The sequence below is a fragment of the Shewanella mangrovi genome (assembly GCF_000753795.1).
GTDB lineage: Bacteria > Pseudomonadota > Gammaproteobacteria > Enterobacterales > Shewanellaceae > Shewanella > Shewanella mangrovi.
Map to the genome: position 1 here is coordinate 1 of NZ_JPEO01000014.1, position 25,366 is coordinate 25,366.

General features: G+C 47.2%; 19 protein-coding genes. 4 read left to right on the top strand and 15 right to left on the bottom strand.

Annotated features, from left to right (window positions below):
• Positions 1 to 355: 355 nt before the first annotated feature.
• A complete protein-coding gene (gmhB, locus tag HR45_RS14210; RefSeq protein ID WP_037444175.1) occupies positions 356 to 916 on the bottom strand; it encodes a D-glycero-beta-D-manno-heptose 1,7-bisphosphate 7-phosphatase in 561 nt (186 codons plus the stop codon).
• Positions 917 to 1,234: 318 nt separating this feature from the next.
• Between gmhB and HR45_RS14215 the strand changes: the two genes are divergently transcribed.
• Positions 1,235 to 2,311, top strand: coding sequence for a ketoacyl-ACP synthase III (locus HR45_RS14215; RefSeq protein WP_037444177.1), 1,077 nt, complete (start codon positions 1,235 to 1,237; stop codon positions 2,309 to 2,311).
• Between the two features lie 46 nt (positions 2,312 to 2,357).
• Here HR45_RS14215 and HR45_RS14220 read toward each other — a convergent pair whose 3' ends face one another.
• Together HR45_RS14220 and HR45_RS14225 are read right to left on the bottom strand one after the other, a co-directional pair.
• Entirely contained in the window at positions 2,358 to 3,041 is a 684-nt protein-coding gene (locus HR45_RS14220) for an exonuclease domain-containing protein (RefSeq protein WP_052074755.1), read from the bottom strand.
• Positions 3,041 to 4,888, bottom strand: coding sequence for a DUF294 nucleotidyltransferase-like domain-containing protein (locus HR45_RS14225; protein ID WP_037444328.1), 1,848 nt, complete (start codon positions 4,886 to 4,888; stop codon positions 3,041 to 3,043). Before HR45_RS14225 ends, HR45_RS14220 begins: the two co-directional genes overlap by 1 nt.
• Before the next feature lie 310 nt (positions 4,889 to 5,198).
• Between HR45_RS14225 and shiA the strand changes: the two genes are divergently transcribed.
• On the top strand, positions 5,199 to 6,590 hold the full coding sequence (gene shiA, locus HR45_RS14230) for a shikimate transporter (protein ID WP_081933486.1): 1,392 nt from the start codon (positions 5,199 to 5,201) through the stop codon (positions 6,588 to 6,590).
• A gap of 67 nt (positions 6,591 to 6,657) precedes the next feature.
• Here shiA and HR45_RS14235 read toward each other — a convergent pair whose 3' ends face one another.
• The 9 genes from HR45_RS14235 to HR45_RS14275 form a co-directional block, all read right to left on the bottom strand.
• Positions 6,658 to 8,394, bottom strand: a complete 1,737-nt coding sequence (locus HR45_RS14235; protein ID WP_037444179.1) for a sodium:solute symporter family protein — start codon at positions 8,392 to 8,394, stop codon at positions 6,658 to 6,660.
• An 11-nt stretch (positions 8,395 to 8,405) separates the two neighbouring features.
• Positions 8,406 to 8,672 carry a DUF4212 domain-containing protein gene (locus HR45_RS14240; RefSeq protein ID WP_037444181.1) on the bottom strand — a complete coding sequence of 89 codons (267 nt, stop codon included), beginning with the start codon at positions 8,670 to 8,672 and terminating at the stop codon, positions 8,406 to 8,408.
• Between the two features lie 263 nt (positions 8,673 to 8,935).
• A complete protein-coding gene (locus HR45_RS14245) occupies positions 8,936 to 9,550 on the bottom strand; it encodes a thiol:disulfide interchange protein DsbA/DsbL (RefSeq protein ID WP_037444183.1) in 615 nt (204 codons plus the stop codon).
• Positions 9,551 to 9,586: 36 nt separating this feature from the next.
• A complete protein-coding gene (locus HR45_RS14250; RefSeq protein WP_037444185.1) occupies positions 9,587 to 10,411 on the bottom strand; it encodes a Rossmann-fold NAD(P)-binding domain-containing protein in 825 nt (274 codons plus the stop codon).
• Positions 10,412 to 10,472: 61 nt separating this feature from the next.
• The gene (locus HR45_RS14255) at positions 10,473 to 11,675 is read right to left on the bottom strand and encodes a cyclic di-GMP phosphodiesterase (RefSeq protein WP_037444188.1); all 1,203 of its coding nucleotides are present in this window, start codon (positions 11,673 to 11,675) and stop codon (positions 10,473 to 10,475) included.
• A 154-nt stretch (positions 11,676 to 11,829) separates the two neighbouring features.
• On the bottom strand, positions 11,830 to 12,294 hold the full coding sequence (locus HR45_RS14260; RefSeq protein ID WP_037444190.1) for a DUF2919 domain-containing protein: 465 nt from the start codon (positions 12,292 to 12,294) through the stop codon (positions 11,830 to 11,832).
• Between the two features lie 96 nt (positions 12,295 to 12,390).
• Complete coding sequence (gene ligA, locus HR45_RS14265) at positions 12,391 to 14,394, bottom strand: NAD-dependent DNA ligase LigA (RefSeq protein WP_037444191.1); 2,004 nt, start codon at positions 14,392 to 14,394, stop codon at positions 12,391 to 12,393.
• A 66-nt stretch (positions 14,395 to 14,460) separates the two neighbouring features.
• Positions 14,461 to 15,378, bottom strand: a complete 918-nt coding sequence (zipA, locus tag HR45_RS14270) for a cell division protein ZipA (protein ID WP_037444194.1) — start codon at positions 15,376 to 15,378, stop codon at positions 14,461 to 14,463.
• Positions 15,379 to 15,400: 22 nt separating this feature from the next.
• Entirely contained in the window at positions 15,401 to 18,811 is a 3,411-nt protein-coding gene (locus HR45_RS14275) for a chromosome segregation protein SMC (protein ID WP_037444198.1), read from the bottom strand.
• A gap of 206 nt (positions 18,812 to 19,017) precedes the next feature.
• Here HR45_RS14275 and cysZ point away from each other — a divergent pair, with 206 nt between their 5' ends.
• Entirely contained in the window at positions 19,018 to 19,779 is a 762-nt protein-coding gene (gene cysZ / locus HR45_RS14280) for a sulfate transporter CysZ (protein ID WP_037444201.1), read from the top strand.
• A 64-nt stretch (positions 19,780 to 19,843) separates the two neighbouring features.
• On the opposite strand, the gene HR45_RS14285 is transcribed toward cysZ, so the two are convergent.
• A complete protein-coding gene (locus HR45_RS14285; protein ID WP_052074756.1) occupies positions 19,844 to 22,390 on the bottom strand; it encodes an EAL domain-containing protein in 2,547 nt (848 codons plus the stop codon).
• Between the two features lie 380 nt (positions 22,391 to 22,770).
• On the opposite strand from HR45_RS14285, the gene cysK reads away from it, so the two are divergent.
• Positions 22,771 to 23,739, top strand: coding sequence for a cysteine synthase A (gene cysK, locus HR45_RS14290; protein ID WP_037444204.1), 969 nt, complete (start codon positions 22,771 to 22,773; stop codon positions 23,737 to 23,739).
• Between the two features lie 70 nt (positions 23,740 to 23,809).
• Here cysK and tehB read toward each other — a convergent pair whose 3' ends face one another.
• Together tehB and HR45_RS14300 are read right to left on the bottom strand one after the other, a co-directional pair.
• The gene (gene tehB, locus HR45_RS14295) at positions 23,810 to 24,655 is read right to left on the bottom strand and encodes an SAM-dependent methyltransferase TehB (RefSeq protein WP_081933487.1); all 846 of its coding nucleotides are present in this window, start codon (positions 24,653 to 24,655) and stop codon (positions 23,810 to 23,812) included.
• 79 nt (positions 24,656 to 24,734) lie between these two features.
• Positions 24,735 to 25,187 (bottom strand): Hsp20 family protein, encoded by a 453-nt coding sequence (locus HR45_RS14300; protein WP_037444208.1) that lies wholly within the window; start codon positions 25,185 to 25,187, stop codon positions 24,735 to 24,737.
• Between the last annotated feature and the right edge of the window lie 179 nt (positions 25,188 to 25,366).

Here is a 25,366-nt window from a genome sequence, read left to right on the forward strand (position 1 = left end):
CATGTGTTAGGCCTGCCGCCAGCGTTCAATCTGAGCCATGATCAAACTCTTCAATTAAAAGTTTTGACTCTAATGAATTCTGTTCGCATGAACACTCTTCATAAAGTCGATAAATCGTTTTGTCGATATACCACTTCGAGAGTGCCCACACAGATTGCTTGATAACTTGTTAAAGAGCATTCCAACAGATAACTGCTAGAGGCTGAAGCGCTTATCGCGAATCAGTGGAAGCGAATTATAGGGACTGAATTAATTTGTGCAAGTACAAATAGGCGATAATTTTCAACTTTCAGCACAACCGCTCAGTTTTTAACCCTTAAAGATGCTTTTCGCCTATAAATCCAACGTGGCGGCACTATTTTTGCTGATTTTGCTGCAAATATGTAGGTACATCGGCAATTGAGTTAACTACTGCTGTCGCTAAAGGCTCGGCCTCGATGTCAAACTTTTTCCCGGTCCTGACTAGTAGCCGCGTTGGTATGTCCGCTGCGATAGCTGCACGCATATCATCAGCCTTGTCGCCCACCAGTACACTTTGGCTCATATCAATCTTCAGGAAACGTTGCGCGCTAATCAACATACCGGGTTTAGGCTTGCGACAGTCACAATCTTGCTTATATTCACCAATGCCTTTATCGGGGTGATGAGGACAATAATAGATGCCATCGAAGTCGACACCTTTGTCGGCAAAGTTCCAGTCCATCCATTCCGTTAACTGCTGGAACTCATCTTCCGTGTAGTAACCTCGAGCAATTCCAGATTGATTGGTTACCAATACTAATAGATATCCTTGCTGTTTTAACTGACGACAAGCGTCAAACACACCTTCGATATATTCAAATTCATCAATTGTATGGACATAACCGGTATCGACGTTAATCACACCGTCACGATCTAAAAACACCGCTTTCTTCACACTGCATCTCCAATTTCTGTGTCACGGCATTATAGGCAGTTACGGGCAAATTGCAGCCATTGCTCGCAATAAAAGTAGCTTGTTATCGCAACTTTTCCTTCGGTTTCACGTTGGATTAAGCAACCTGTGCGTCTTGAACTTTATTTATGGTAAATGACGGGTTAACCTAAGCTCATTGAACAGAACCTCATCACACCACTATATCCTGTTTGTTCGGTTAGCACCCTAGTTCAGCGATATCCACGTGCGAGTATGTTCGACCCACATCGAATGAAAGAGAGTCGCTACGTCTAGCGCCGACTATGAGAGTATTTTTATATGCAGTACGCCACGATCACCGGCTGGGGTAAATGTGTTCCTCCCGCGATTTTAACAAATGATGATCTATCCACTTTTATGGAAACTTCCGATGAGTGGATTAAGCCGAGAACCGGCATCAGCCAACGTCATATCAGTCACGTCAACACTTCTGAGCTCGCCTCTGTTGCGGCAAAACGTGCTCTGGCCGCTGCCGGAATTGAAGGGTCTGAGCTGGATATGATTATTTTGGCAACCGCTACGCCAGACACGCTCATTCCGAATATTGCATCAACGGTGCAAGCTAACGTAGGTGCAAATTGCGCTGCATTTGATATTAACGCGGCCTGTAGCGGCTTTTTATATGCGCTGAGTTTAGCGACAGGTCAGATTAAGAGCGGTGCCGCTCGTAAAGTTTTGGTCATTGGTGCCGAACGTCTGAGCTTTTTCATCGACTGGTCTCGTCGTGAAACTGCGGTCTTATTCGGTGATGGTGCTGGCGCAGTTGTCGTCGAAGCGACTGACGAAAAAGAAGGTGTCTTAGGTTACGAACTGAATAACGACCCAGAAGGCCGTGAAATTCTAAAAACCAGCTTTGGTACATCAATGGACCGTTATGCTGCAGAGTCGTTAGATTTCTATATTCAATTCGATGGCCGGGAAATCTTTAAGCGCGCAATCCACGGCATGGCAACCCTAAGTGCTAAGGTGCTTGATAATTGTGGTATTGATAAAGATCAGATTGACCTCGTCGTGCCGCACCAAGCAAACGAACGCATTATCGATACCTTAGTACACAAAATGAAAATCGATCCGGCTAAAGCGTTTGTGAATATCGCAAACTACGGCAACACGTCAGCCGCGACGATCCCTATCGCGTTATGCGATGCACTGGAAAAAGACTTAATTAAGCCTGGTCAATATATTCTGTCTTGTGCTTTTGGCGCCGGTCTCACCAGTGCAGCCATGCTGCTTAAGTGGGGAGCTCGCATTACACCTAAGTCAACTTCAAACGCAGAACTTCCACCTTGTGAAGAAACTGGGTTGCAGCTGACCAAACGCGCGGTGGATTACTTCTACCGTAATCAGGCGAAGTAATCACTCGTGATAAAAAAGAGCGCATAACGCGCTCTTTTTTATTTGTTCAGAACCAAAACAGGTAATCATCTAGCGGTTGCGTCTCCCATCCAGCAAATGCAGTTTGCGCCAGAAATAGCTCACCACAGGCAGTAGCATCCATCAGCGCATTATGGGCCGAGTACGCCGGAAGATGATATCGTTTTCTACATGCAGCCAAACGCAAACTGCCATGTTCAATAACATGCCTGTCACGTAACAATCGTCGTTGTTCCAACTGCATGGTATCCACAATTGGCAGATGTAATGGCCGCTGAAATACCTGCATACAAAGCTTGGACAAAAACGCGATATCAAGCATACCGTGGTGAAAAATTAACAGCTTTCCTTGGGTTTGCTGTAGCAACCATAGCAACATCTCGGACTGCGACATAACATCTTGCTGCAATTGCCGGTCAACAATGCCATGGATTGTCGCACTTTGCCCAACACTACCATTAATGCTAACTAATTGGTGCACTGCGCCGGAAAGCTGCAATCTTTGCTGTTCAATCGGCAACAAGCCGACCGAGATTATCTGATCGATTTGCGCATTAAGGCCTGTCATCTCCAAGTCGATGGCAACCAGTGGTACATGCAGCAGATGTTCTCGTTGCAGTATTGGTCGTAGGGATTCGTAATAGTCGGCCAAAGCGCCATTGGCGCGCCACAATTGATAGTTTACCCCTAGCCTATGTCGCCACCCCGCCATTAAAAGCTCCGCATAAATTTAAGCCGAATGGCTGACTGGCTGTCGTGCACGACTTTAAATGCATCACGCAACTGATGACGCATCAGAGAAGACAAGTCCTGAGGTTTTAAATAATTTGATAACGGACGGCGCTGCTCAAATTGCTGTCCCTGATTGGCTAAACGCATATGACCGATAAACTCTAACGCGTCAGCTAAATTAAGCCCGTCTTTGCGATTAAGCACGCCAGCATCAATTACCCGCTTAATCCGTTTTGCAGTATTCACCTCTTTTATGCCGGCCGACAATGCATAGACTCGGGCGATGTCATTTATAAGGGCACTGCCTCGGTGCTTTAGATCTATTCCTTTAAGCTCACTGCCATCACGCTCTAAGACAAACTTGCGAAAAAAGCCTAATGGTGGCGATTCGCTAGTAGCGTTACCTGTTAATGCCGCTAAAAAGATGTCGTTATCTTTGGTCCTTTCCAGCACTTCGTCTTGCAGCGCATCAAACAAATTTGCTGGACCGTACACAGCACGCATATCGAAAAATATACTGGCGTGCATTAGCGCTTTTGGCTCAGGGCTATCAACCCAATGAGCAAATTTTTGCTGCCATTGCGTCAATGACATCATCCACTGAGGATTTTGCGCCATAATATCACCGGGACAAAACACGTAACCGCAATCGTTTAAACCGCTACATACTCCCTTGGCTAACGCTTCAAAATAGCCTTTTGCTTGTTCATCAGGCTGCTCCGCTAATAGCAGCCCATTATCCTGATCTGAACAGGCGACTTGATCTTGTCGTCCCTGCGAGCCGAAGGCGAGCCAACAAAAGGCCATCGGAGCCTCTCCCAGCAGTGCTTGATTAAGTACAATCAAGCGACGCGTTAATGCATCGGTAACACTGGTAAGAATACGACCGATCTCTTCGGCCCTCGCGTCGGCACTAATTAAACTTTGTAATAACTCGGGGATTTGTTTACTCACCGCAATCAGACTTGGCAAATCTTGCTGACGCTCTATTTCACGGATCAGCAAGATGGGTTGGGAAGATTGGCTCCTAATAATATCGGTAGAGGTCACCATCCCGATTGGAATACCGTCGTCAATGACTGGCAGATGATGAATATTGAATTCGCTCATCAACAACATAGCTTCGAACACTAACGACTTAGCCTCAATGGTAACAGGCGATGGCGTCATCGCCTGATGGACCGGCACATCGCCAGCAAGCCCTTCGGCAAGCACTCTATTGCGCAAGTCTCTGTCAGTAAGGATGCCGCACAATTTACCGTTATCCAGCACTAACGCGGACGACACGTGATGACTTCTCATCGCTCGCGTCGCCTCAATCACCGTTTCTCGGTGATCGACACTGAGCAAAGAGGTGTTAATTAAGCTGGAAATTCGGTTGGTGGTTACCGTCTCACGATTACGATAGCGACGCTCGTGACGTAGACGCTTGGCATAAGCACGATTAAAAAAACGGTCAAAACTTCGACATTGAAGTCTGAGTTGGTCGAACTCGGCAGGTGCAAGATGATAAACCAAACCATCCTCTAAAATGAGCACACGGTTACTGACGCTCTCCCCCGATAGCAGTGACGGAAAACCGAAATAATCCCCCTCGCCGAGGCGATCCACCAATTCATCATCAGCATCACGCACTTCAAACGCCCCACTGCGCACAATATATAACATTGGATTATCAGAACTCAGGGGCACGGCCTTCGACGCCTTACTGTAATATCCGATGCTGATGCGCCGACAGCAAAGCACTAATAAATCAGCTGAAAGCTCATTAAATGGTGCGATTTCAGCCAGAAAATTACGAATAGGCAGTAGTTCTGTTTCATCCATAGACATATATCGTTAGCTGATTTATCAATCACTTAATAATGGCTGCTCGCATCGAAAGCAGCCAATCTTCTTTGGTCTAATAGTAGATAAATAGACTTTGCCCCTCATTTGGATATTTATCATGCTTGCTGGTAAATTTTTATTGTTAATACAATGTAAATCTAAAATATCAAAGGATTGTTCAATAGAAGGGTTTTCTAATCCCATAACTCGCGTTAGTCTGCCATAGGCGCTTTTTCACGACTAAGCGCGCTAATACTTACTTCTACAACGCCTATAACAATAAATTATCTGATAAGACCGGATCACTATGGACACAACGCTTGGTTCCTCAGCCAACAACATGACCCCCCATTCACGCGCAAGACGAGCTGCCTTCGGGAGTTTTGCCGGCGCAGTCGTCGATTGGTACGATTTTTTACTCTATGGCATTACCGCTGCTTTAGTTTTTAACAGTGAATTTTTCCCACAAGTGAGCCCAACAATGGGCACACTAGCGGCCTTTGCCACCTTTGGCGTTGGCTTTTTATTCCGGCCGTTGGGTGGCATTATTTTCGGTCATTTTGGCGATCGGCTCGGACGCAAACGCATGCTGATGTTGACCGTGTGGCTGATGGGCATTTCTACAGCTTGCATTGGCTTGCTGCCATCATTCGACACAATCGGGTGGTGGGCTCCAGCACTATTAGTAATGCTGCGCGCAGTGCAGGGATTTGCTGTAGGGGGAGAATGGGGCGGAGCGGCATTATTATCTGTCGAAAATGCGCCAGCGGGGAGAAAGGCTTTCTATAGCAGTGGCGTTCAGGTCGGCTATGGTGTTGGTCTACTATTGTCTACCGGGCTAGTGTCCGTTATTAGTCATTTTTGCAGCGAGCAAGAGTTCTTAAGCTGGGGATGGCGCATTCCATTTTTGTGCAGCATATTGCTGGTGTTGGCGGCTTGGTATATTCGCAGCGACATGGAGGAGTCAGAAGAGTTTAAACAGGTGGCTGTACGTGAAAAGCGTGAGCATCAAACACAAAAACTCCCCGTCATCGAAGCGTTACGGCGTCATCCAAGCGCATTCTTGCAAATTATTGGTCTACGATTGTGCGAGTTGCTCACTATGTATATTGTCACGACATTTGCACTTAATTACTCCACGCACAACTTAGGTTTATCACGAGAATTGTTCCTTACTATCGGCTTGTGTGTGGGGGCATTAAGTTGCATCACTATCCCCTGCTTTGCGCTGTTGGCTGACAAATATGGTCGTAAACGAATTTATATTACGGGTGCAATAATAGGTGCTCTGAGTGCCTTTCCCTTCTTTATGGCACTCGAAGCCCACTCCATCATGAGCATTATTCTGTGCTCATTGCTGTTAGCTAACCTTGCTCACGATATGGTGGTGTGCGTGCAGCAACCGGTATTTACAGAGTTATTTGGTGCTAGCTATCGTTATAGCGGCGCTGGCGTTGGCTATCAGGTTGCGAGTGTTGTCGGCGGAGGCTTTACCCCATTTATTGCAACCGCATTGGTGAGCTTGTCTAACGGTAGTTGGCATAGTGTGGCTATGTATCTGATGGGAGGTTGTCTACTTTCTGCAATTGTCGCTGGCACCATGAAGCACGCAGCAGTATCGCAACAGACGCAGTCTGATAATGCTGAGGATAATGAAGCCGAGATGATGAGTTTGCCGACTCAATTGGAAAAAATCTAAGCTTAATTTGAAAGCAAAAAGAAAGGCGCTAACTGCGCCTTTCTTCATTTCAGTAGTTGCTTAGTGCTCAGTGTCCTGAAGCTTCACCTGCACCTTTAGGGAAGCGAATAGACTCCACCATTTCCTGCACCTCATCCGGCACTTCTGCCGTCATTTTACTCACAACAAGCGCAACAACGAAGTTCACTATCATACCGACCATACCGATACCTTCAGGCGAAATGCCGAACAACCAGTTGTCAGGTACGTTAGCCGCTGGATTTACAAACTTGAAGTAGATGATATAGGCGGCAGTGAAACCTAAGCCCAATACCATACCGGCAATTGCTCCCTCTTTGTTCATGCGCTTGGAGAAGATCCCCATCACTATCGCAGGGAACAAGGAGGACGCAGCTAAGCCGAAGGCAAAGGCTACCACCGCGGCCACAAAGCCTGGCGGATTAATACCGAAGTAACCCGCGATAACAATGCCCACAGCCGCCGCAGTACGTGCGTACATCAACTCCTTCTTATCCGAGATATCCGGCATAAAGTTCTTTTTCAGCAAGTCGTGGGACACCGAGGTTGAGATAACCAACAACAAACCTGCAGACGTTGACAACGCCGCGGCCAAACCACCCGCCGCTACCAAGGCGATAACCCATGCTGGCAAAGATGCAATTTCAGGTGTCGCCAATACCATGATGTCACGGTCAACACTCATTTCGTTGCTGCTAGCAGGATCAGTGATCTTACCTTTGCTATAGAACATTTTGCCGTCGCCGTTCTTATCGTTCCATTTGATAAGACCAGTCTGCTCCCAGTTTTTAATCCAAGAAGGCGCAGTAGCATGTGCAACGCCCTGACCATCGGCACCGTTGATGGTTTCAATCATATTCACACGTGAGAATACAGAAACCGCAGGCACAGTGGTGTACAAAATGGCAATGAATACCAAGGCCCAACCAGTACTGGTACGCGCATCTTTCACTTTAGGTACTGTGAAGAAGCGTACGATTACGTGCGGCAAACCAGCAGTACCCACCATCAGTGCAGCAGTAATTGCAAACACATCGATAGTACTTTTAGCCCCTTCGGTATACTCATTAAAGCCAAGCTGCGTCGATAGCCCATCAAGCTTATTCAACAAGTAGACACCGGTATCATTACCTGCCGCGTCAAGCACGGTAGAACCGAAACCAATCTGAGGGATCACATGGCCAGTCATCATCACAGAAATGAAGATTGCAGGCACCATGAACGCAAAAATCAGTACGCAGTATTGCGCTACCTGGGTATAGGTAATCCCCTTCATGCCACCGAGTACGGCATAGAAGAACACCACCGCCATACCAATGTAAACACCGGTATCAACTTCAACTTCGAGGAAGCGAGAGAACACTACGCCAACACCACGCATCTGTCCTGCAATATAGGTAAAGCAGATGAAGATGGCACAGACTACCGCCACTACACGGGCTGTTTGCGAGTAATAACGCTCACCAATAAAGTCGGGTACGGTAAACTTACCAAACTTACGTAGGTAAGGTGCGATACACAGTGCTAGCAGCACATAGCCACCGGTCCAACCCATCAAGTAAACACTGCCGTCATAACCGACAAATGAGATGATACCGGCCATAGAAATGAAGGATGCAGCAGACATCCAGTCAGCCGCTGTTGCCATACCATTCATGACAGGAGGTACACCGCCACCTGCAACGTAGAAATCTTTCGTCGATCCGGCCCGCGACCATATCGCGATGCCGATGTAGAGCGCGAACGACAGCCCCACGATCAAAAAGGTTAATGCTTGAACGCTCATTTTCAGCTCCCTTAGTCTTCGTGTACGTTATATTTTTTGTCTAAGGCGTTCGCTTTGTACGCATAGATGAAAATCAGCGCGACGAACACATAAATGGAACCTTGCTGAGCAAACCAGAAACCCAATTTGAACCCCATAAAATGGATTTCGTTTAACATGTCAGCGAATACAATTCCACAGCCATAGGACACGGCAAACCAGACTGCCAAAAGTCCCAGCACAAGACGTAAGTTTTCACGCCAGTAACTCAGTGCCTTCTCGTTGCTATCAAAGCCCATTGTGACTTCCCCTTTTGTGCAAATAAGTCACATTTAATCTAGCAATCGCGAACTTGCTCACAATCGCGACCTTAGTCTAACGTTTTGTTTACGTAAACGTAACATTGAAAAAATTGCGATATTATTTAATCAGTTAACGTTTAAGTAAGATTTTATTGATATAGATCAAGATGGGGGTTGATTAGACCAATGTCGATACGAAAACAGACAGTAAAAATAAAAAAAGCCGGTATTTCACCGGCTTTTAGGGATTAAACAATATGTTATTTTTGAGCGAGATATTGAATGAGGTCTGCCAATGCCTGCGGATCTTTTGGCTGATTTCTGATGAGGTATTTTCCATTCACTAACAGTGAGGGTACTCCTCGAATGCCAGACAACTGAGTTTGTGCATCATAATTGGCGATGGCAAGCGAGATATCGGCAGAATCAACCACCTTAGTTAATTCCTCTTTTTGCAATCCCTGTGCAGTAAAGAAATCGATTAAATCTTGCGAACGTTGAAACGGGAGGTGCTGTTCATGAATACGGTTAAAAATTTCACTATGTACCTGTGCTACCACATTAAATTTGTTGGCAATGTAATAGGCTTTTTGGCTCATAATCCATTGAGTACGTCCAGCACCGACAGGGGTGCGCTCAAAACGGACTTTGCCCTTAAGCAGCTTCGCAGTGTCTAAAAATAGTGGATCTTGGTGATAACAATGCGGGCAATTGTAGGAAAAGAACTCACGCACGACCGGGCCCGGACTTTCAGGAATGCCACTCACCACCTGATATTGTTTACCCTCCTGATATTGGGCAGCTTGCACTTGGGAAAAAACACCCACCATTAATAATGCAGACAAGAGTAATGTTACGAATCGATTAAACAACATAGTGATACCTCTTTATTCCTTGTTGTTATGCAAAGCTTATGCGAGCAATGACTTAGCGTCACGATATTGATAATCAAAGTCAAGCTCGGAGCAAATGCGATCACCAAGTACGACTTTGCCTTCACCAATCGATGTTGCGCTAAACTGCGGTGCAGGCAATCCGAGCATTTCTGCCGCTTGAGCATAAAATTGATCTTTTCGAGGATGTGCAGGAGACACCAGATTGTAAACGTGGCTACTGTACTGACTGCGCAATACAGCGGTTACACCAGCAATACAATCTTCAATATGAATTAAATTAACTAAATGACTTCCGCCAGCTAAACCAGTCTTGCCGGCTAAGAATCGTCCTGGATTGCGCCCAGCCCCCACTAAACCGGCAAACCTCACTGTCACGACCCGTCTTGCGTCTGTTGCTAATGACTGCATCATTTGTTCGGCGTGTTGCAGAATCGCAGCACTACCATCATCGTCAACCGCCACTAAATCGTCTTCGGTTAACCGCCCTTCTGTTTGCTGGTACGCGCCGGTACTACTGACATAGACCACCAAACGCAGCTTACTGTCTCGTATAGGCTCAGCCAACAACTGAAGTTTATCTAAGTAATCACGTTCTCCGCGTCTAAGGCCCGGAGGAATATTGACAACTAACGCATCAACATCGGTCAATATTTGCCGCAATTGAAAAGCGCAATTGTCATCCCCCAGCGTCAATAACGCGCCGTCAATCCCAGCCTCATTCAACAGTTGCACGCCAGCAGCTGTAGTTTTAGTCCCCACGACGTCAATGCCGTTGGCCAACAATGATTTTGCTAATGGAAGACCAAACCATCCACAACCAATTACTGCGACTCGCTTCATTCATTATTTCCATCAAAGGTTAAAGATTGCGGCGCGATATTACACGAGCTGAATTAGCGCCTTAACAGATATAGAAGCTAATACCGTCATCTGACTTGAGGGTTTTCGCTGCCCCCGATGTTAACTCATCGGGTTTTATCGCCGCTTCGACGGTCACATCCTCATCAATCAAGAACCGAAATACCGCCTCGGAGCCATCCACTTTACACGACCAGACTTGTGGCTTGGCAACATTTTCCGTCGTCAGCATGACTTTGCCGATAAAACCGTCACTTAATCTCACCAAGGTGCCTGGAGGATAAATGCCCAACACTTTCACCAAGGCTTCGATCAAATTCTGTTGATGCATACCTGAACGATTTTTGAAGAGATAGCCCAGTGCTATCTGTGGCGAAATAATATCGTCACGCCATAGCTGCGAATCATAGTCATTCGCCAAAGACACAATTTGCGTCGACAAGGAAATTGCATCTCCCTTTAAGCCATCAGGAAAACCGGAGCCGTCGATAAACTCATGGTGGTGCAGCACGATATTCAATACATCATCGCTAAAAAGGCCACTGCGCTTTAACAGGTCATAGCCAAAATTAGGATGCATTGCGAGAAAGTTTTTTTCGTGGTTGGTTAAGCTCGTACGCTTACGACGAATCGACTCAGGAACTTTCATTTTACCTATATCATGCAGAATCGCCCCAGTCGCAATTTCACGCAGTTGTGGCTTAGATAACGCAAGCTGTCGGCCCATCACCAAGGCCAACGTTGCCACAGAAATCCCATGCTGCGTAATGCTGACACTATTCTCACCGGATGACACGAGGGCAAGCCTTGAATGCTCAGTTTCAAACAGATGCTCCATCATCATTTCGACCAACACCGCGGTTTCTCGCACCGCACCTTCAGGATCGCTAACGACCTTACTCATCATAGTGCGACTTTGATTCATGGCTTCAATGAAACGCTTCTGGCTTAGCCGCAGCGCTTTGCGCGCCTTTTGTGCCGGATCTAGTGGCAAGGGTTTATCTGCCGCATTTTGGTCGACATTCGTCATTGCAGGCGCCTGAGCCTCGGCGGATAGATTTTCCATACCCGACAACACTTGCACGTAAGGCACGCCTAACTGGCGGATCATCTCGATTTGACCAGCTGATTTGATTTCTATCTTATTGAATAGAAAGGGATGATCCGTCCAAGACAATGGCAACTTTACGGTAAGACCTACTTGCAATTGCGCAACTGGCAGTTGGATCGGTTTGTGTTTGGCCACTGATGCTCCTAAACACCTGCCTTTTTGGGGCTTTAACGTGAGTCAATAGAATTAATCAAACTATAGCTCATTGATATGAAAGCGAAAGTCCAAACAGTCAGAATTTACGAACAACGTCAAACAATTGACGATTTTCGCGTCAACATTACGACATTTACGCTACCCAGTCGCGGCAATAGAGCTGTAGCTGGCGGGAAACGCGAAGATAAATCAGTGACCAAAATAGCAGTAATGCATCCAGCGCCATCGACCATTCAAACCAGAAATGGTTATGTTTTAGCCGAAAATAGAGCAGCACCGCATCAATCACCAATAAGACCAACAGCATCGGTCGTAACCAGCGAAAGCAATGTCGTAACCATTGTGGCTTGCGGCGACGCTCTGCCGTCACCAATAGAAATATCAGTACCGCCCCGGCGCCAGCGGCGAGGGAGACTAAAAAATCAGCTCGTTCAGGAAAGAAAAAACGTACCAGACCAGCACGATCGCTGCTATCCGTTAACGACAGCACAAAGATAACCCAGCCGCGCGCAAGAAATAGCAGTAAAAGATATAACACCATGGGCGGCTTAACATGGCCTTTGTCATCAAGCCAGCGAACATCTTCAAAACTGAACATCAGTAATCCAACGGCAGCGTATCGGGGAGAGAATAACTAGTAGATGGGCATCATTCGTTGAAATTTCAACTAACTGATGCCCATTTTGGCGTGAGTTTAGGCCAATAGTTGCAGCAGTTCTGCTTCATCAATCACTTTGACACCAAGTTCAGCGGCTTTCGCCAATTTAGAGCCTGCTGCTTCACCTGCGACTACACAATCGGTCTTTTTAGAGACACTGCCCGCCACTTTAGCACCAAGAGCTTCCAGTTTCGCTTTGGCCTCTGTACGCCCGAGCGATGTCAAAGTGCCAGTCAGTACCCATGTTTGGCCTTTTAACGGCTGAGCTGCTTCATTCGGCAATTCAATCGCTGGCCAGTGGATGCCAGCATCCACTAACTGGGCAATGACGTCCAGATTATGGGCTTGTTCAAAGAAGTGCTTCACATGTTGCGCGACAACTGCGCCAACATCTTCAACTTCAATGAGTTGCTCAACCGTTGCCGCTTGCAGCGCTTCAATAGATTTGAAGTGATTTGCCAGATTGGCTGCTGTCGCCTCACCCACTTCACGGATCCCCAGCGAGTAAAGGAACTTAGCCAAGGTCGTCTGCTTAGAAGCTTGAAGCGCTGCCACCAAATTATTGGCCGACTTAAGTCCCATACGTTCTAGTGAGGTAATCGTAGAAGCGCTCAAGCGAAACAGATCTGCCGGGTTCTTAATCAATTCACGATCAACCAATTGCTCCACAATTTTGTCGCCAAGACCGTCAACATCCAACGCCTTACGTGAAGCAAAGTGCTTAATCGCCTCTTTACGCTGCGCCGCACAGAATAACCCACCGGTACATCGCGCAACCGCCTCGCCTTCTAGCCGTTCAACTAACGAGCTACATACCGGGCATTCACTCGGAAAGATGATATCGGTTGCATCTTCTGGACGCTTTTCAGCAACAATCGCCACAATCTGCGGGATCACATCGCCCGCGCGGCGCACAATCACGGTATCGCCAACTTTCACGCCTAAACGATCGATTTCATCAGCGTTATGTAGCGTCGCATTCGAGACCGTAACACCACCGACAAACACCGGTTTTAATCGTGCAACTGGCGTCACAGCCCCAGTGCGCCCTACTTGGAAATCAACACCTTCAAGGACCGTGAGCTCTTCTTGCGCCGGAAACTTATATGCCGTCGCCCAACGCGGTGCTCGTGCCACAAACCCCAGTTGTTGCTGCGCTTCAATGGCATTAACCTTAAAGACAACGCCATCAATATCAAATGCTAACGTGGGGCGCTTGGCTAAAATCTGCTGATAATATTGCTGTACTCCGGCCAAATCATCAGCCAGCTGTGTTTCACTGCTTACTGGCAGCCCCCAACTTTTAAGTTGCTGTAGTTGACCAAAATGACTATCCGCCATGTCGAAGCTTTCTGGCTCCACCACACCTAATGCATACGCATAAAATGCCAATGAGCGCGAAGCGGTAATCTTGCTATCGAGTTGACGCAAACTCCCTGCAGCAGCGTTACGAGGGTTAACGAATAATTTCTCATTACGAGCGCGAGCCCGTTCATTCAGTGCATCAAATGCTGCACGCGGCATAAAAACTTCACCGCGGACTTCCAGCAGTGGAGGATACCCTTCGCCACGCAGTTTCAGCGGAATGGAGCGAATCGTGCGTACGTTTTCGGTGATATTCTCACCAACGGCACCATCACCACGAGTAGCGGCACGTTCTAGCATGCCATCGCGATACACCAAACTTACTGCCAAGCCGTCAAGCTTAGGTTCACAGCAATATTGGACTTGGCCGACACGCTCAGAAATACGACGATGAAATGCGGTAAATTCCTCTTCACTAAAAACGTTATCTAGGCTCAACATCGGCCGCAAATGTTCAACCTGTTCAAACTTGGCTAACGCAGCGCCACCAACTCTCAACGTTGGAGAATCTGAGCGTTGCAGTTGCGGATGTGCTTGCTCCAACGCTTTTAACTGCTGCATTAAACGGTCGTATTCCGCATCTGGAATCGTCGGATTATCATCAACATAGTAACGAATATTATGTTCGTTGATGGTTTGGATCAGATGATCAATCTGTTGTTCAACTGTTGGCATATCTCGGTCCGATAAATTAAAGGCCGCATTGCGCGGCCTTTAGCTAATTCTATAACGCAGGGGCTATCAGGCGCTGGCTCTGATCCGCTCCAAATATCGCATTTTAATCTGTTCATTCCACAACTGACGTTCGCCGTCGAGCAAATTGGCATTTAAATCATCAGCCAATTGTTGTGCAGAATTCAGCATATTGGAGAAGTTAAATAAGGCATCACCATAACAAGGTAAGGTCATAAATAGTACGACGCCCACGGTGGTAAATTGTTCCATGTTATCGGGGTCAAATACCCCTGGCTTAACCATATTTGCTAATGAGAACAGAACCTTGCCATTACCCGCATTATCTTCGTGACGATGGAAGATCTGCATATCGCCAAACTTAAAGTTTAACGTTAGTAACGCTGGCAATAACTCTGCGCCACTGAGCGCTTCGCCTTCTTTGGCAACGACGTGCAACGCTAACACGTCTCGCGGCGCCGGCAATTCATCGTCAACTTCTGCTACAGGTTCAGGCTCAACCGCTTCTGGCTCACTGGCTAAACCAAGTTCCATCTGAATATCTTCTTGCACCACAACGTCATCGCTTTCAATCGACAATGTTGGCTCTTGTCGTTGAGATTTAGGTGCTCGTTTAGTGGCTTCGCTCGATAATTCGAATGCATCATCGTGGGCTTCAACGTCAGCATCAATATCAGCTTCAACCTCAAGATTAGGCGCGGTGTGCACCGCTGGCTTAGGTCGTTTACTCGTTTTCAGCTTTGGCGGACGGTCATCAGCGGTCATTTTACGTACGCGCACTTCACCGACGCCTTCTGCGTCAAAGCCATCGCGGTCACGCGAATGTGACTCTCGAGCAACGCCGGTTAAAGGCGAGTCTTTTAACCCTTTGGGCTGCTGTTTGCGGATAGACCAAAAGCCGTGAACAAGTACCGCGATAATCGCGATCGCACTCAATACAATCAAAACGGGCTGTAAATCTTCCATTGCTGACCTGTAATTCCTGTAGTTATCCGGCGTCTGCCATGGCAACGGCTTCTTCAATATTCACCGCTACAATACGCGACACGCCCGGTTCATGCATGGTCACACCGATCAGTTGATCGGCCATCTCCATGGTAATTTTGTTATGGCTGATATAAATAAATTGTACGTTGCCCGACATTTCCTGCAGCAGTCGGCAAAATCTGTCGACGTTGGCATCATCTAACGGTGCATCGACCTCATCTAACATACAAAACGGCGCTGGATTCAGCCTGAAAATCGCAAACACCAATGATAAAGCGGTCAACGCCTTTTCTCCACCGGAAAGTAAGTGGATGGTGCTGTTCTTTTTACCGGGTGGGCGCGCCATAATCGTCACACCGGTTTCTAATAAATCATCGTCCGTAAGCGCTAAGTATGCACTGCCACCACCAAACACTTTGGGAAACAGTTCGCCCAGTCCTCGATTAACCTCATCAAAGGTGGTTTTAAAGCGACTGCGGGTTTCGCGGTCAATACGCCGAATCGCTTCTTCTAAACTGGTAAGCGCTTGTGTTAAATCATGATCTTGTTCATCAAGATACACTTTACGCTGTTTTTGCTGCTCAAATTCTTCGATCGCAGCAAGGTTAATAGCACCGAGGCGGCCGATTTTACCACGTACATTCTCTAAATCTTTGTGCCACTTATCGATTGTGGCATCTGCCGGCAACTGCTCGGCAATATCGGCGACACGTATCTGCTGCTCTTGCAGCAACGCCATCTGGCTTTCGGCCTTACCTTTTAAGCCTTCGCGACGTAACTTTAACGTGCTGATCGACTGAGTCAAGTGCTCTGCTTCAGCAAGCTGTTGTTTTTGCTTAATTGCTATCGCTTCGTATTGCTTTTGTAAATCGGCCTGCTTAACTCGGGTGTGTTCTAATGTCTGCTGATATTGCTGCTGCTGTAACAGAAGTTGCTGCAGTTGCTTCGCTAATACCTCAACCTGCTGTTCGTCTTGCTGTGACAAATGCTGAGGTATAAGACTAGTTAGCTGCTCATGCAGCTCTGCCTGCTGCTGAGCGGCTTGTGCCATTTGCTGTTGTTGCAATGCAATCGTTGTCGCCAGTTCATTAAGCTGACGCCCATAATCTCTGTTATTACGTTCCGCTTCAGCCAATTGCGATTTTAGGCTATTGCGTCGCAGCAACAGCTCATTGTGTTGCGCTTCGAGACGCCGTTCGGCCTCTTGCTTTTCATATAAAGCATCATCGGCATTGAATTGCGCCTCAATTAACACTTCCAGTTCAAGCGATGCTGTGGCAATCCGCTCTGAGAGCAGTTCAACTTCCTGTTGCAGATGCAACTGCCGCTCAGCAGCAGCCTGTTCATGTTGCTGAGCGCTTTCTATCGCTAATTCAATTTTTGAACACGCTAGTTGTGCCTGCTGATAATGGCTAGCCTTAGTTTTTTGTTCATTTAGCGCTTGTTCTGCAGCAGTATTAAGCTGCTGTAGCGCTGCATTTTGTGCCTGAAACGCTTGCTCCGCGGCGGGGAGTTCAGCTTCGACAGTCTCGAGCTCAGCCATCATCTGGATCAAGGAGTCACCACGACTCTCAGCGATAGACAAACGGCAACCATTGCCCAATAGACGACCGTTTTGACAAAGAATTAACTGCTCATCCGCCAAGGTTAGCAACAGTTGCTCAGCTTCATCTTCGTTCTCGACAAACCGCCAATGCGCCAACCACGGCGCTAAGTTAACAGGCGCCTTTACCGGGCCCCACTGTTGTGAAGTCCATGCGCTAAAACCATCAGTTGCTTGAGCTTGAACCTCATGCCATTGTCGTTGCAGCAAAGGCTTTAACCAATACTCTATTGCGGTTTCCCAACCAGGTTCCACACTGAGTTGTTGCCAAAGTTGCTGACTGGCATCATCGGTTTGCAGCTGTTGTGCCTTAATCCAATCACTCAGCAACTGCTGACGTTGAGTCAATGTATTCAGTTGCGCCTGTGCCGATGATAGCTGTTCATTCTGCTGGTACTGCTGTTGTTGCAGCGCTTGATACGCCGACTCCGTCTGATGCAGCGCAATTTCGGCATCCTGCTGCTGTTGTTGGGCTTCTGCAAGTTGCACCGCTAATTCGCCAACCGCCTCATTTTGCGGTTTTGACTGTGCTAAACGTTGCTGCAATCGCTGCAGTTGTTCTTGGTCACGTCCTAACTGTTGCTTCAGGTGCTGTTCTTTTGTCGCGTCCAGTTCCTGTTTGTGTTTCAACTCACTGGCGAGGGTGCGAGCTTGCCGCCATTGGCTATCAAGATAGTTGACCTGTTCTTCCAGCTGCTCTTGCTGAGACGCCAGCTCCCAATGCAGCTCGTCTGTTTGCTGCTGGAGCGGCTCAAGTTGCTCATGGCGCGTTTGCAATTGCCCCAGTTGTTGCTGAGCACTCGCGTGACGTTCATTCGCTTGTTGCAATTGTTGTTGTAAACGCTGCTGCGTTTGCGCCAATTGCTGGTCACGGTCTTTCAAAAACGCGATTTGCTGCTCGGCTTTGGCAATATCGGTATTGGACTGGTAAAACTGTGCAACTTGGCGCTGCTCGAGATCGTCGAGGTCATCTTGCTGCAACTTTAATTCAGTCAGTTGCAATGCCGACTGTTCAGCCAACGTTTGAATGCGCATCAGCTCGGTTTCTAAGCGTAAAATCTCGCTATTTTCAGCTTCTGCAAGCTCATGTAATTCTAGATAACGCATTACCAAGAGCTGAGCATTAAGACTGCGCTCTTGCTGCTTGTACTCACGATAGCGCCGTGCGGCTTCAGCTTGTAAGGTTAACTTATCTAATTGTTTACCCAGTTCAGCGCGAATATCCCCTAGCCGCTCTAAGTTATCGCGAGTGTGGCGGATACGATTCTCGGTGTCGCGGCGACGTTCCTTATAACGGGAGATCCCAGCTGCCTCTTCGATAAAGACACGCAGTTCCTGCGGCTTGCATTCAATTAGCCGTGAAATAGTACCTTGGCCGATGATGGCGTAGCTGCGAGGTCCTAACCCAGTGCCCATAAAGATATCGGTAATATCTTTCTTTCGGCACTTTTGCCCATTGAGGAAATAGAGGTTGTCGCCATCACGTGAAACTTGGCGTTTAACGGCGATTTCATTGTAATTAGCGTATTGGCCGCCAATTCGCCCTTCGGTGTTGTCAAACACCAACTCAACACTCGCGACAGAGACAGGTTTACGGCCGTTAGAACCATTAAAAATGACATCTGTCCAAGAATCGCCACGCAGGTTTTTGGCTGAGCTTTCACCCAACACCCAGCGCACCGCGTCAATGACATTGGACTTACCACAGCCATTGGGACCAATAATTGCGGTGAGTGGGTTTAAAAAGGGAATTTTGGTAGCATCAACAAACGACTTAAAGCCAGCAAGTTTTATCTGTTTTAGTCTCATGTGTGCTTGAATGCCAGTCGCGTAAAAGAAGTGATTATCGACGTCAGAAAAGCTGAACCGACGCTGTTTATAGTTGTGAAATCACTTTAACAAAGCCGCTGTATTTTGTAACCTTTTTTTGGTTTTCGCAGAAGTTTTTTGCTTGTTTTCCGTCGTTTGCTTACTCACAATCATGCCAACAGTTACAGAGTTTTCAGGGAGTGTCTATGTCGTCAGCGAGTAAAAGCGGCATTCAGTATTTTATGGATGGCTTTAGCTTGATCAAACAACCGGGACTGCGGCGCTTTGTGGTCGTGCCGCTGCTGGTTAACTTAGCGTTGTTCTCCGGCGCGTTGATGTTAGCGGTAAAATACCTGTCACAATTGATGCAATGGATTGATCACGCTGTGCCCTCTTGGCTCGACTGGATCAGTTTTGTGTTATGGCCGCTCCTTATCATCGCCGTACTTGTTGTGTTTTCGTTTATTTTCAGCTCGATAATGAACTGGATAGCGGCGCCATTTAACGGCTTATTAGCGGAAAAAGCCGAGCAACTGCTGACAGGAAAGCCGCTTTATACGGGCGGCGCTATGGATGCAGTGAAAGATCTGCCCCGCGTATTTGGCCGCGAATGGCAAAAACTAAAATACTATCTGCCACGGGCACTACTGGTATTGGTGCTGTTTTTTATTCCACTGGTTGGCCAAACGCTGTTTCCAGTTATCTGGTTTCTCTTTAGTGCCTGGATGATGGCGATTCAGTATTGTGATTATCCGTTTGATAACCACAAAGTTGCCTTTAATGATATGAAATTCGCGCTGAAGCAAACGAAGGGCAGCAGCATGAGTTTTGGTATTGCGGTGACACTGTTCTCCATGATCCCAATAGTTAACTTCATTGTGATGCCAGTGGCGATTTGTGGCGCCACCGCCATGTGGGTGGATAAGTACCGAGAAGTTTATCGTAATCAACGTGTTGCACCAGAATAACACTGTCGTTTTTGATTCGTTTAAAAGCCCACTCTGTGGGCTTTTTTATATGTAATAACGCAGATTAATGGAGAAATTTTTGTACCAAGTCCACTGCGCTCATCGGCTTACCAAACAAAAAGCCCTGAAAACGGCGACAGCCATGCTTAAGTAGAAACTGCAATTGCGCTTGTGTTTCGACGCCTTCTGCAATGGCTTCGATATTGAGCGAATCACAAATGGCGAGAATCGCTTGTACAATCGCCGCATCACTCTCGTCTTCCGTAATATCCTGCACGAAGGAGCGATCAATTTTCAGTTGATCGACTGGCAGCTGTTTGAGGTAGGAAAGTGAGGAATAACCAGTTCCAAAATCATCCAAAGAGAAACGAATGCCCGCCGCCTTTAAGCGTAAAATCTTCTCTCTCGCGGCATTGATATCCTGCAAAATGGCGCTTTCGGTCAGTTCAATTTTCAACCGTGTTGGATCTGCTCCAGTCAGAGATAACGTCATCAGCAGTTCGGAGACAAAATTGACATGGGTGAATTGACGCGCGCTGACGTTCACCGCCACTTGAATATCGAGGAACATATTATTTTGCTGCCATTTCACCAGTTGTTGGCAGGCGGCTTTAATCACCCAAGAGCCAATCACCTCAATTAATCCTGACTCTTCCGCTATCGGGATAAAGTCGCCAGGGGGCACCATTTCACCGTCGTCTTTAATCCAACGGATCAAAGCTTCGGTGCCAATCAATTGGCCGGTAGCATCCATTTGCGGCTGATAATAAAGGACAAACTGCTGTAATGCGTCGGCGCGTTTTAAGGCGTTTTCGATTACCGTGCGCTGGGCAATTTCTTGTTGAATACTGCTATCAAACACTTTGATCACATCACGTCCAGCGTCTTTGGCCTTATAGAGCGCCATGTCGACATGGGTCATTAACGTATCGATAGAATCTTTAGCACCATGAAATAACGCGATCCCCATACTGACGGTACAGGTATAGTCTGTGAGTTCATTTGCGAGCCGATAAGGCAACAGAATCTTGTGTTTCAACGAGCGCGCAATATCCAGCGCCTCCTGCTCTGCGCGTTTACGGTCGGTCCCTAAATTATTCATTAACACAATAAATTCATCACCGCCGAGACGCGCCACCGTATGCGAAGAGGCAATGGTGGTCTTCATCCGCCGTGCCACTTCAATGAGCAACAGATCGCCCATGCCATGACCGCAGGTATCGTTAAGCGCTTTGAAATTATCCAAGTCAGCCATCAAGATCGCACCATACTGACCCGTTGCCTGACTATTTTGTAATTCGGCACGGAACTGTTCCAGCAACATACGGCGATTGGGCAACTCAGTTAGCGGGTCATAAAATGCGAGATGGCGGATCTGCTCTTCGGCCTGCTTACGCTCAGTGACATCACGGACTACCGCTACATACACAGATTGGTATTTCATCATCCAACTGTTGATCGATAGCTCTAAGCGAATTTCATTGCCATCTTTGCGCAAACCGGGTAACTCAATAATTTTTCCTAGAAACGGGATCTCATTACCGCTAAGCACACGCTCCATGCCCATATGGTGCTTGTTGCGATCTTGATAGGGCACTAGCACCGAAATTGACTGATGCAGCATTTCCGCTTCGCTATAACCAAAAATCTTCTCCGCTCCGCGATTCCAGAAGGTAATTTTGCCCTTCTGATCAGTTTGAATAACGCCTTCTTGTGCGGTTTGCACCAGCGTGCGATAACGCACCTCACTCTCTTTTAATGCAGAGTCTTTTGCGGAAAGGTGAGTCACCATGTCGTTAAAGGCAGAGCCGATATCGTTAAATTCTCCGGGGAGTTTTTCGACCGGTAAGGTACTCGTGCTGATCCCCATGCGGGTATGGCGAATAGCATCGCTTAACACTGTAATCGGCTGCAGTACATTACGGCGGATCAGCACCAGAATGATGATGACCAACAGCACTCCAGATCCCAACATCCACCAGAACTGAATGCCAAACATATGCCGAATGCGCCGCTCAACGATTGTTCCCGGCAGCTTGATACTGACAATGCCACGTAAATCGCCCACTTTATAATCATACGCAGTATCGTAATTATCGCGGATTGTCGCCGGCGCAGAGGCTTGGCTACCATGACAGGTCAGGCAATAAGGTTCGACCCAAATTGGGCGAGCATAGAGGTAAAAGCGTTTACCGCTGCGATCATCGAACGGAACAAATTGAATCTCGGCTTTCGGATTTTTGCGAAAAAAGTCGATAGCCTGTTGTTCGATACCATCAGCACTGTGTTCCGGATTGCGTGGTACGTCGGACACGTTATTGAAGGAAAAACCTGAATCGTTCCAATTGGCAATATCGCGCGAGATTTTGCCTAGGGCATGAGCGGGTAAAAAGCCGAGGGTATGTTCGTTGAGCGGCAAACCACTGTCTAAAAACTGATGCTGGTATATACGACGAGTCGCCATCAGCACCGAACGCACTCTGTCAGCTGAATCAAGCAGTTCTTGTTCAGTTTCCTGCTTGATGTTGTGATACATCAGAAATTGTACCAACCCAAATCCAGCGAGAAATACGAAAAGTACGGCAATCAGAAACTTGGTACTGAGAGACATGCGGGCTTCCTTGTCAACCACATCTGCGCTGAGTATCGAGCAAGAATTCAATGATAAAACAACGACACACGGGTTAATCTTGGCGTCGTCACCATCGCTATATAGTAACCGTTACAGTTTGGTTTTGTGGTTTTTTTACGCGATTTTGTGTGAGATAACATCAATATTAGTAAAGTTAACGATGCGCAGGTTCGCGCATCTCCTATCTTAGCCAAGACTGAAAAACGTCTGTATTCTAGTGAGTTAATCAAAATTTCACTCCTGGAAATAAATACACAGAATCTAATAACCAAATCGAATATAGAAGAACAAAGATTCACTTCTCATCATCGCCAAGGGCATTATGCTTAGTTAGGTAAAATTCAAGGAGCTATTGAGCTATGAGCAAAATCTTCGAAGACAATTCCTATACCATTGGAAACACTCCACTGGTGCGTTTGAATCGTGTTAGCAACGGCAATGTGCTAGCCAAAGTTGAATCCCGTAACCCAAGCTTCAGCGTGAAATGCCGTATTGGTGCCAACATGATTTGGGACGCTGAGAAGAAAGGCCTGCTCACTAAAGACAAGGAACTGATTGAGCCAACTTCTGGCAATACCGGTATCGCGCTTGCCTATGTAGCAGCAGCCCGCGGTTACAAGTTAACCCTGACCATGCCTAACACCATGAGCCTTGAGCGTCGTAAGTTGTTAAAAGCACTCGGCGCTAACTTGGTTCTGACCGAAGGTGCCAAAGGGATGAAAGGTGCGATCGAAAAAGCGGAAGAACTTCGCCAAGCCGATCCAGAAAAAAATATCATTTTGCAGCAGTTTTCTAACCCAGCTAACCCAGAAATCCACGAAAAGACCACAGGTCCTGAAATCTGGGACGCAACCGATGGTAACGTAGACGTAATTGTTGCGGGTGTAGGTACTGGCGGTACGATTACAGGTATCAGTCGCTATATTAAGCAAACCCAAGGTAAAGCGATTACCTCTGTAGCGGTAGAACCAGCTGAATCACCAGTGATTGCGCAAACCCTAGCCGGTCAACCCGTGCAACCGGGGCCACACAAAATCCAAGGTATTGGCGCTGGTTTCATTCCTGGCAACTTAGATTTGGAACTGATTGACCGTGTTGAGCCTGTCACCAGCGACGATGCCATTGCGATGGCGCATCGTTTGATGAAAGAAGAAGGTATTTTAGTGGGTATCTCTTCTGGTGCAGCGGTTGTTGCCGCCAATCGCATTGCTGAACTGCCTGAGTTTGCTGGTAAGCAAATTGTGGTTATTCTGCCATCTGCAGCTGAGCGTTATCTGACATCACCACTGTTTGTTGGCCAATTCGGCGACACCGAAAACGTGCAGTAATCGTCTCTGATACTTGCAGAAAGCCCGCTAAGTGCGGGCTTTTTTACGGCCAACTCTCTCAGAAAGTGGCTTACGATTTTCTTGCTAACAGTGTCGCAAATCGCAGCTTAATGCGGTTGCCATTTTCATCCAGCTTGTGCAATTCACCCACATTTTCGTTGTACTTAATGACATCCCAATCCGCGTAATAGTTGAGTAACTCATTCTCTTTAAAGCGGAATGGGAAACCTACGGTGCAGGGATAGTCTGCAGTATCCATGGCTGACACAATCAGATTCAAGCCGCCCGCCTTGGTGTGTTGTTGCATCTGCCTAATTAACTGCGGCACGGTGTTTTCCGGCAAAAACATCATCACAACAGTGGATAGGATGAAGTCATAATCATCCTCAATCAGCAAATCCGCCAAATCTTGTTCTGAGGCGTTGATGTGAGTAAGACCTTCTTCACCGATGATACGGTTCAGATTAGCAATGCTAAGACTATTGCGATCAAAGCCTTGTACTTCAAAACCATTAAGGTTGAGATACAGGCTGTTACGGCCATTTCCACAGCCGAGATCTAACGCCTTGCCGCCATTCAGATAGGGCATTGCGGCAATCACTTCTGAATGCGTACGTGTCAGTTGATATTTGAAACCGTAGTAGTCTTCCGCACTGCACAGTAGTTCTACTTGAAGTTGTGCCGCATCATCAGATGTTAACGCCCCTAGCGCAGAGATTGCCGTTGGCTCCATTTTGGAATTCTTGTCTAACGCTTGTTGTTCACCCGCATTTAACAGCGCGACATGTCCGTCAATAACATGTAAGCATACCCAAGTATTTGCAGCAGAATGCGCTGTGGCCGCCAACATTTCGGCAGTGTCTGTATGATGCATAATGGGGCTAGTGTGATAGCTAATTAATGATGCTTGCGACATAACATCCTCTAAAGAAACAACCCAGAAACGACAAAGCCAGTCACGAGGACTGGCTTAAGACTACGCGAATGAGGCTAGCTTATTCGCTTTGGCTTTCGGCTTCCAACACTTTACCTGAGCCAATAGTAATTTTGCGAGGTTTCATCGCTTCGGGAATTTCCCGAACTAGATCAATATTGAGCAAACCATGCTCTAAATGAGCACCTGAAACCGTCACATAATCCGCCAATTGGAAGGTACGCTCAAAACCGCGCTCGGCGATGCCTTGATACAGGTATTGGCGTTCGGGTTGCTGCTCTGACTTAGTCCCTTTTACCAGCAGCTTTTCCCCTTCGCTGGTGATTTCCAATTCATCCATCGCAAAACCTGCGACGGCCATCGTAATACGGTATTGGTTGTCACCTAAAAGTTCGATGTTGTATGGGGGATAGCCTGCATTACCATTGTTGGCGGCAGCATGTTCTGCCAGACGAGCCAAACGATCAAAACCAATGGCACTGCGGTAAAGTGGAGTCAAATCATAATTACGCATATTCATATCCTCGTAAGCAATATGTCAATTTATGGGCCGAGTCATTCGCACCCAAATTTATAACGACCGCCCAAAGGCACGGTCTCTCGATTGTCGACAACGCCATTGCTGCCGACACTAACTAAATGGGGTGGCCAAACACATTTTCAAGGCACAATGTTTCGATTGGGCGTTTTTTG

What these genes read in the sequence shown, in the direction of transcription:
- shiA (WP_081933486.1), top strand. Translation starts at nt 5,199, where the DNA reads ATGGACACAACGCTTGGTTCCTCAGCCAACAACATGACCCCCCATTCA.
- HR45_RS14250 (WP_037444185.1), bottom strand. Translation starts at nt 10,411, where the DNA reads ATGAAGCGAGTCGCAGTAATTGGTTGTGGATGGTTTGGTCTTCCATTA.
- ligA (WP_037444191.1), bottom strand. Translation starts at nt 14,394, where the DNA reads ATGCCAACAGTTGAACAACAGATTGATCATCTGATCCAAACCATCAAC.
- HR45_RS14300 (WP_037444208.1), bottom strand. Translation starts at nt 25,187, where the DNA reads ATGCGTAATTATGATTTGACTCCACTTTACCGCAGTGCCATTGGTTTT.
- HR45_RS14260 (WP_037444190.1), bottom strand. Translation starts at nt 12,294, where the DNA reads ATGTTCAGTTTTGAAGATGTTCGCTGGCTTGATGACAAAGGCCATGTT.
- HR45_RS14275 (WP_037444198.1), bottom strand. Translation starts at nt 18,811, where the DNA reads ATGAGACTAAAACAGATAAAACTTGCTGGCTTTAAGTCGTTTGTTGAT.
- zipA (WP_037444194.1), bottom strand. Translation starts at nt 15,378, where the DNA reads ATGGAAGATTTACAGCCCGTTTTGATTGTATTGAGTGCGATCGCGATT.
- HR45_RS14220 (WP_052074755.1), bottom strand. Translation starts at nt 3,041, where the DNA reads ATGGCGGGGTGGCGACATAGGCTAGGGGTAAACTATCAATTGTGGCGC.
- cysK (WP_037444204.1), top strand. Translation starts at nt 22,771, where the DNA reads ATGAGCAAAATCTTCGAAGACAATTCCTATACCATTGGAAACACTCCA.
- HR45_RS14285 (WP_052074756.1), bottom strand. Translation starts at nt 22,390, where the DNA reads ATGTCTCTCAGTACCAAGTTTCTGATTGCCGTACTTTTCGTATTTCTC.
- cysZ (WP_037444201.1), top strand. Translation starts at nt 19,018, where the DNA reads ATGTCGTCAGCGAGTAAAAGCGGCATTCAGTATTTTATGGATGGCTTT.
- tehB (WP_081933487.1), bottom strand. Translation starts at nt 24,655, where the DNA reads ATGTCGCAAGCATCATTAATTAGCTATCACACTAGCCCCATTATGCAT.
- HR45_RS14225 (WP_037444328.1), bottom strand. Translation starts at nt 4,888, where the DNA reads ATGGATGAAACAGAACTACTGCCTATTCGTAATTTTCTGGCTGAAATC.
- HR45_RS14235 (WP_037444179.1), bottom strand. Translation starts at nt 8,394, where the DNA reads ATGAGCGTTCAAGCATTAACCTTTTTGATCGTGGGGCTGTCGTTCGCG.
- HR45_RS14215 (WP_037444177.1), top strand. Translation starts at nt 1,235, where the DNA reads ATGCAGTACGCCACGATCACCGGCTGGGGTAAATGTGTTCCTCCCGCG.
- HR45_RS14245 (WP_037444183.1), bottom strand. Translation starts at nt 9,550, where the DNA reads ATGTTGTTTAATCGATTCGTAACATTACTCTTGTCTGCATTATTAATG.
- HR45_RS14240 (WP_037444181.1), bottom strand. Translation starts at nt 8,672, where the DNA reads ATGGGCTTTGATAGCAACGAGAAGGCACTGAGTTACTGGCGTGAAAAC.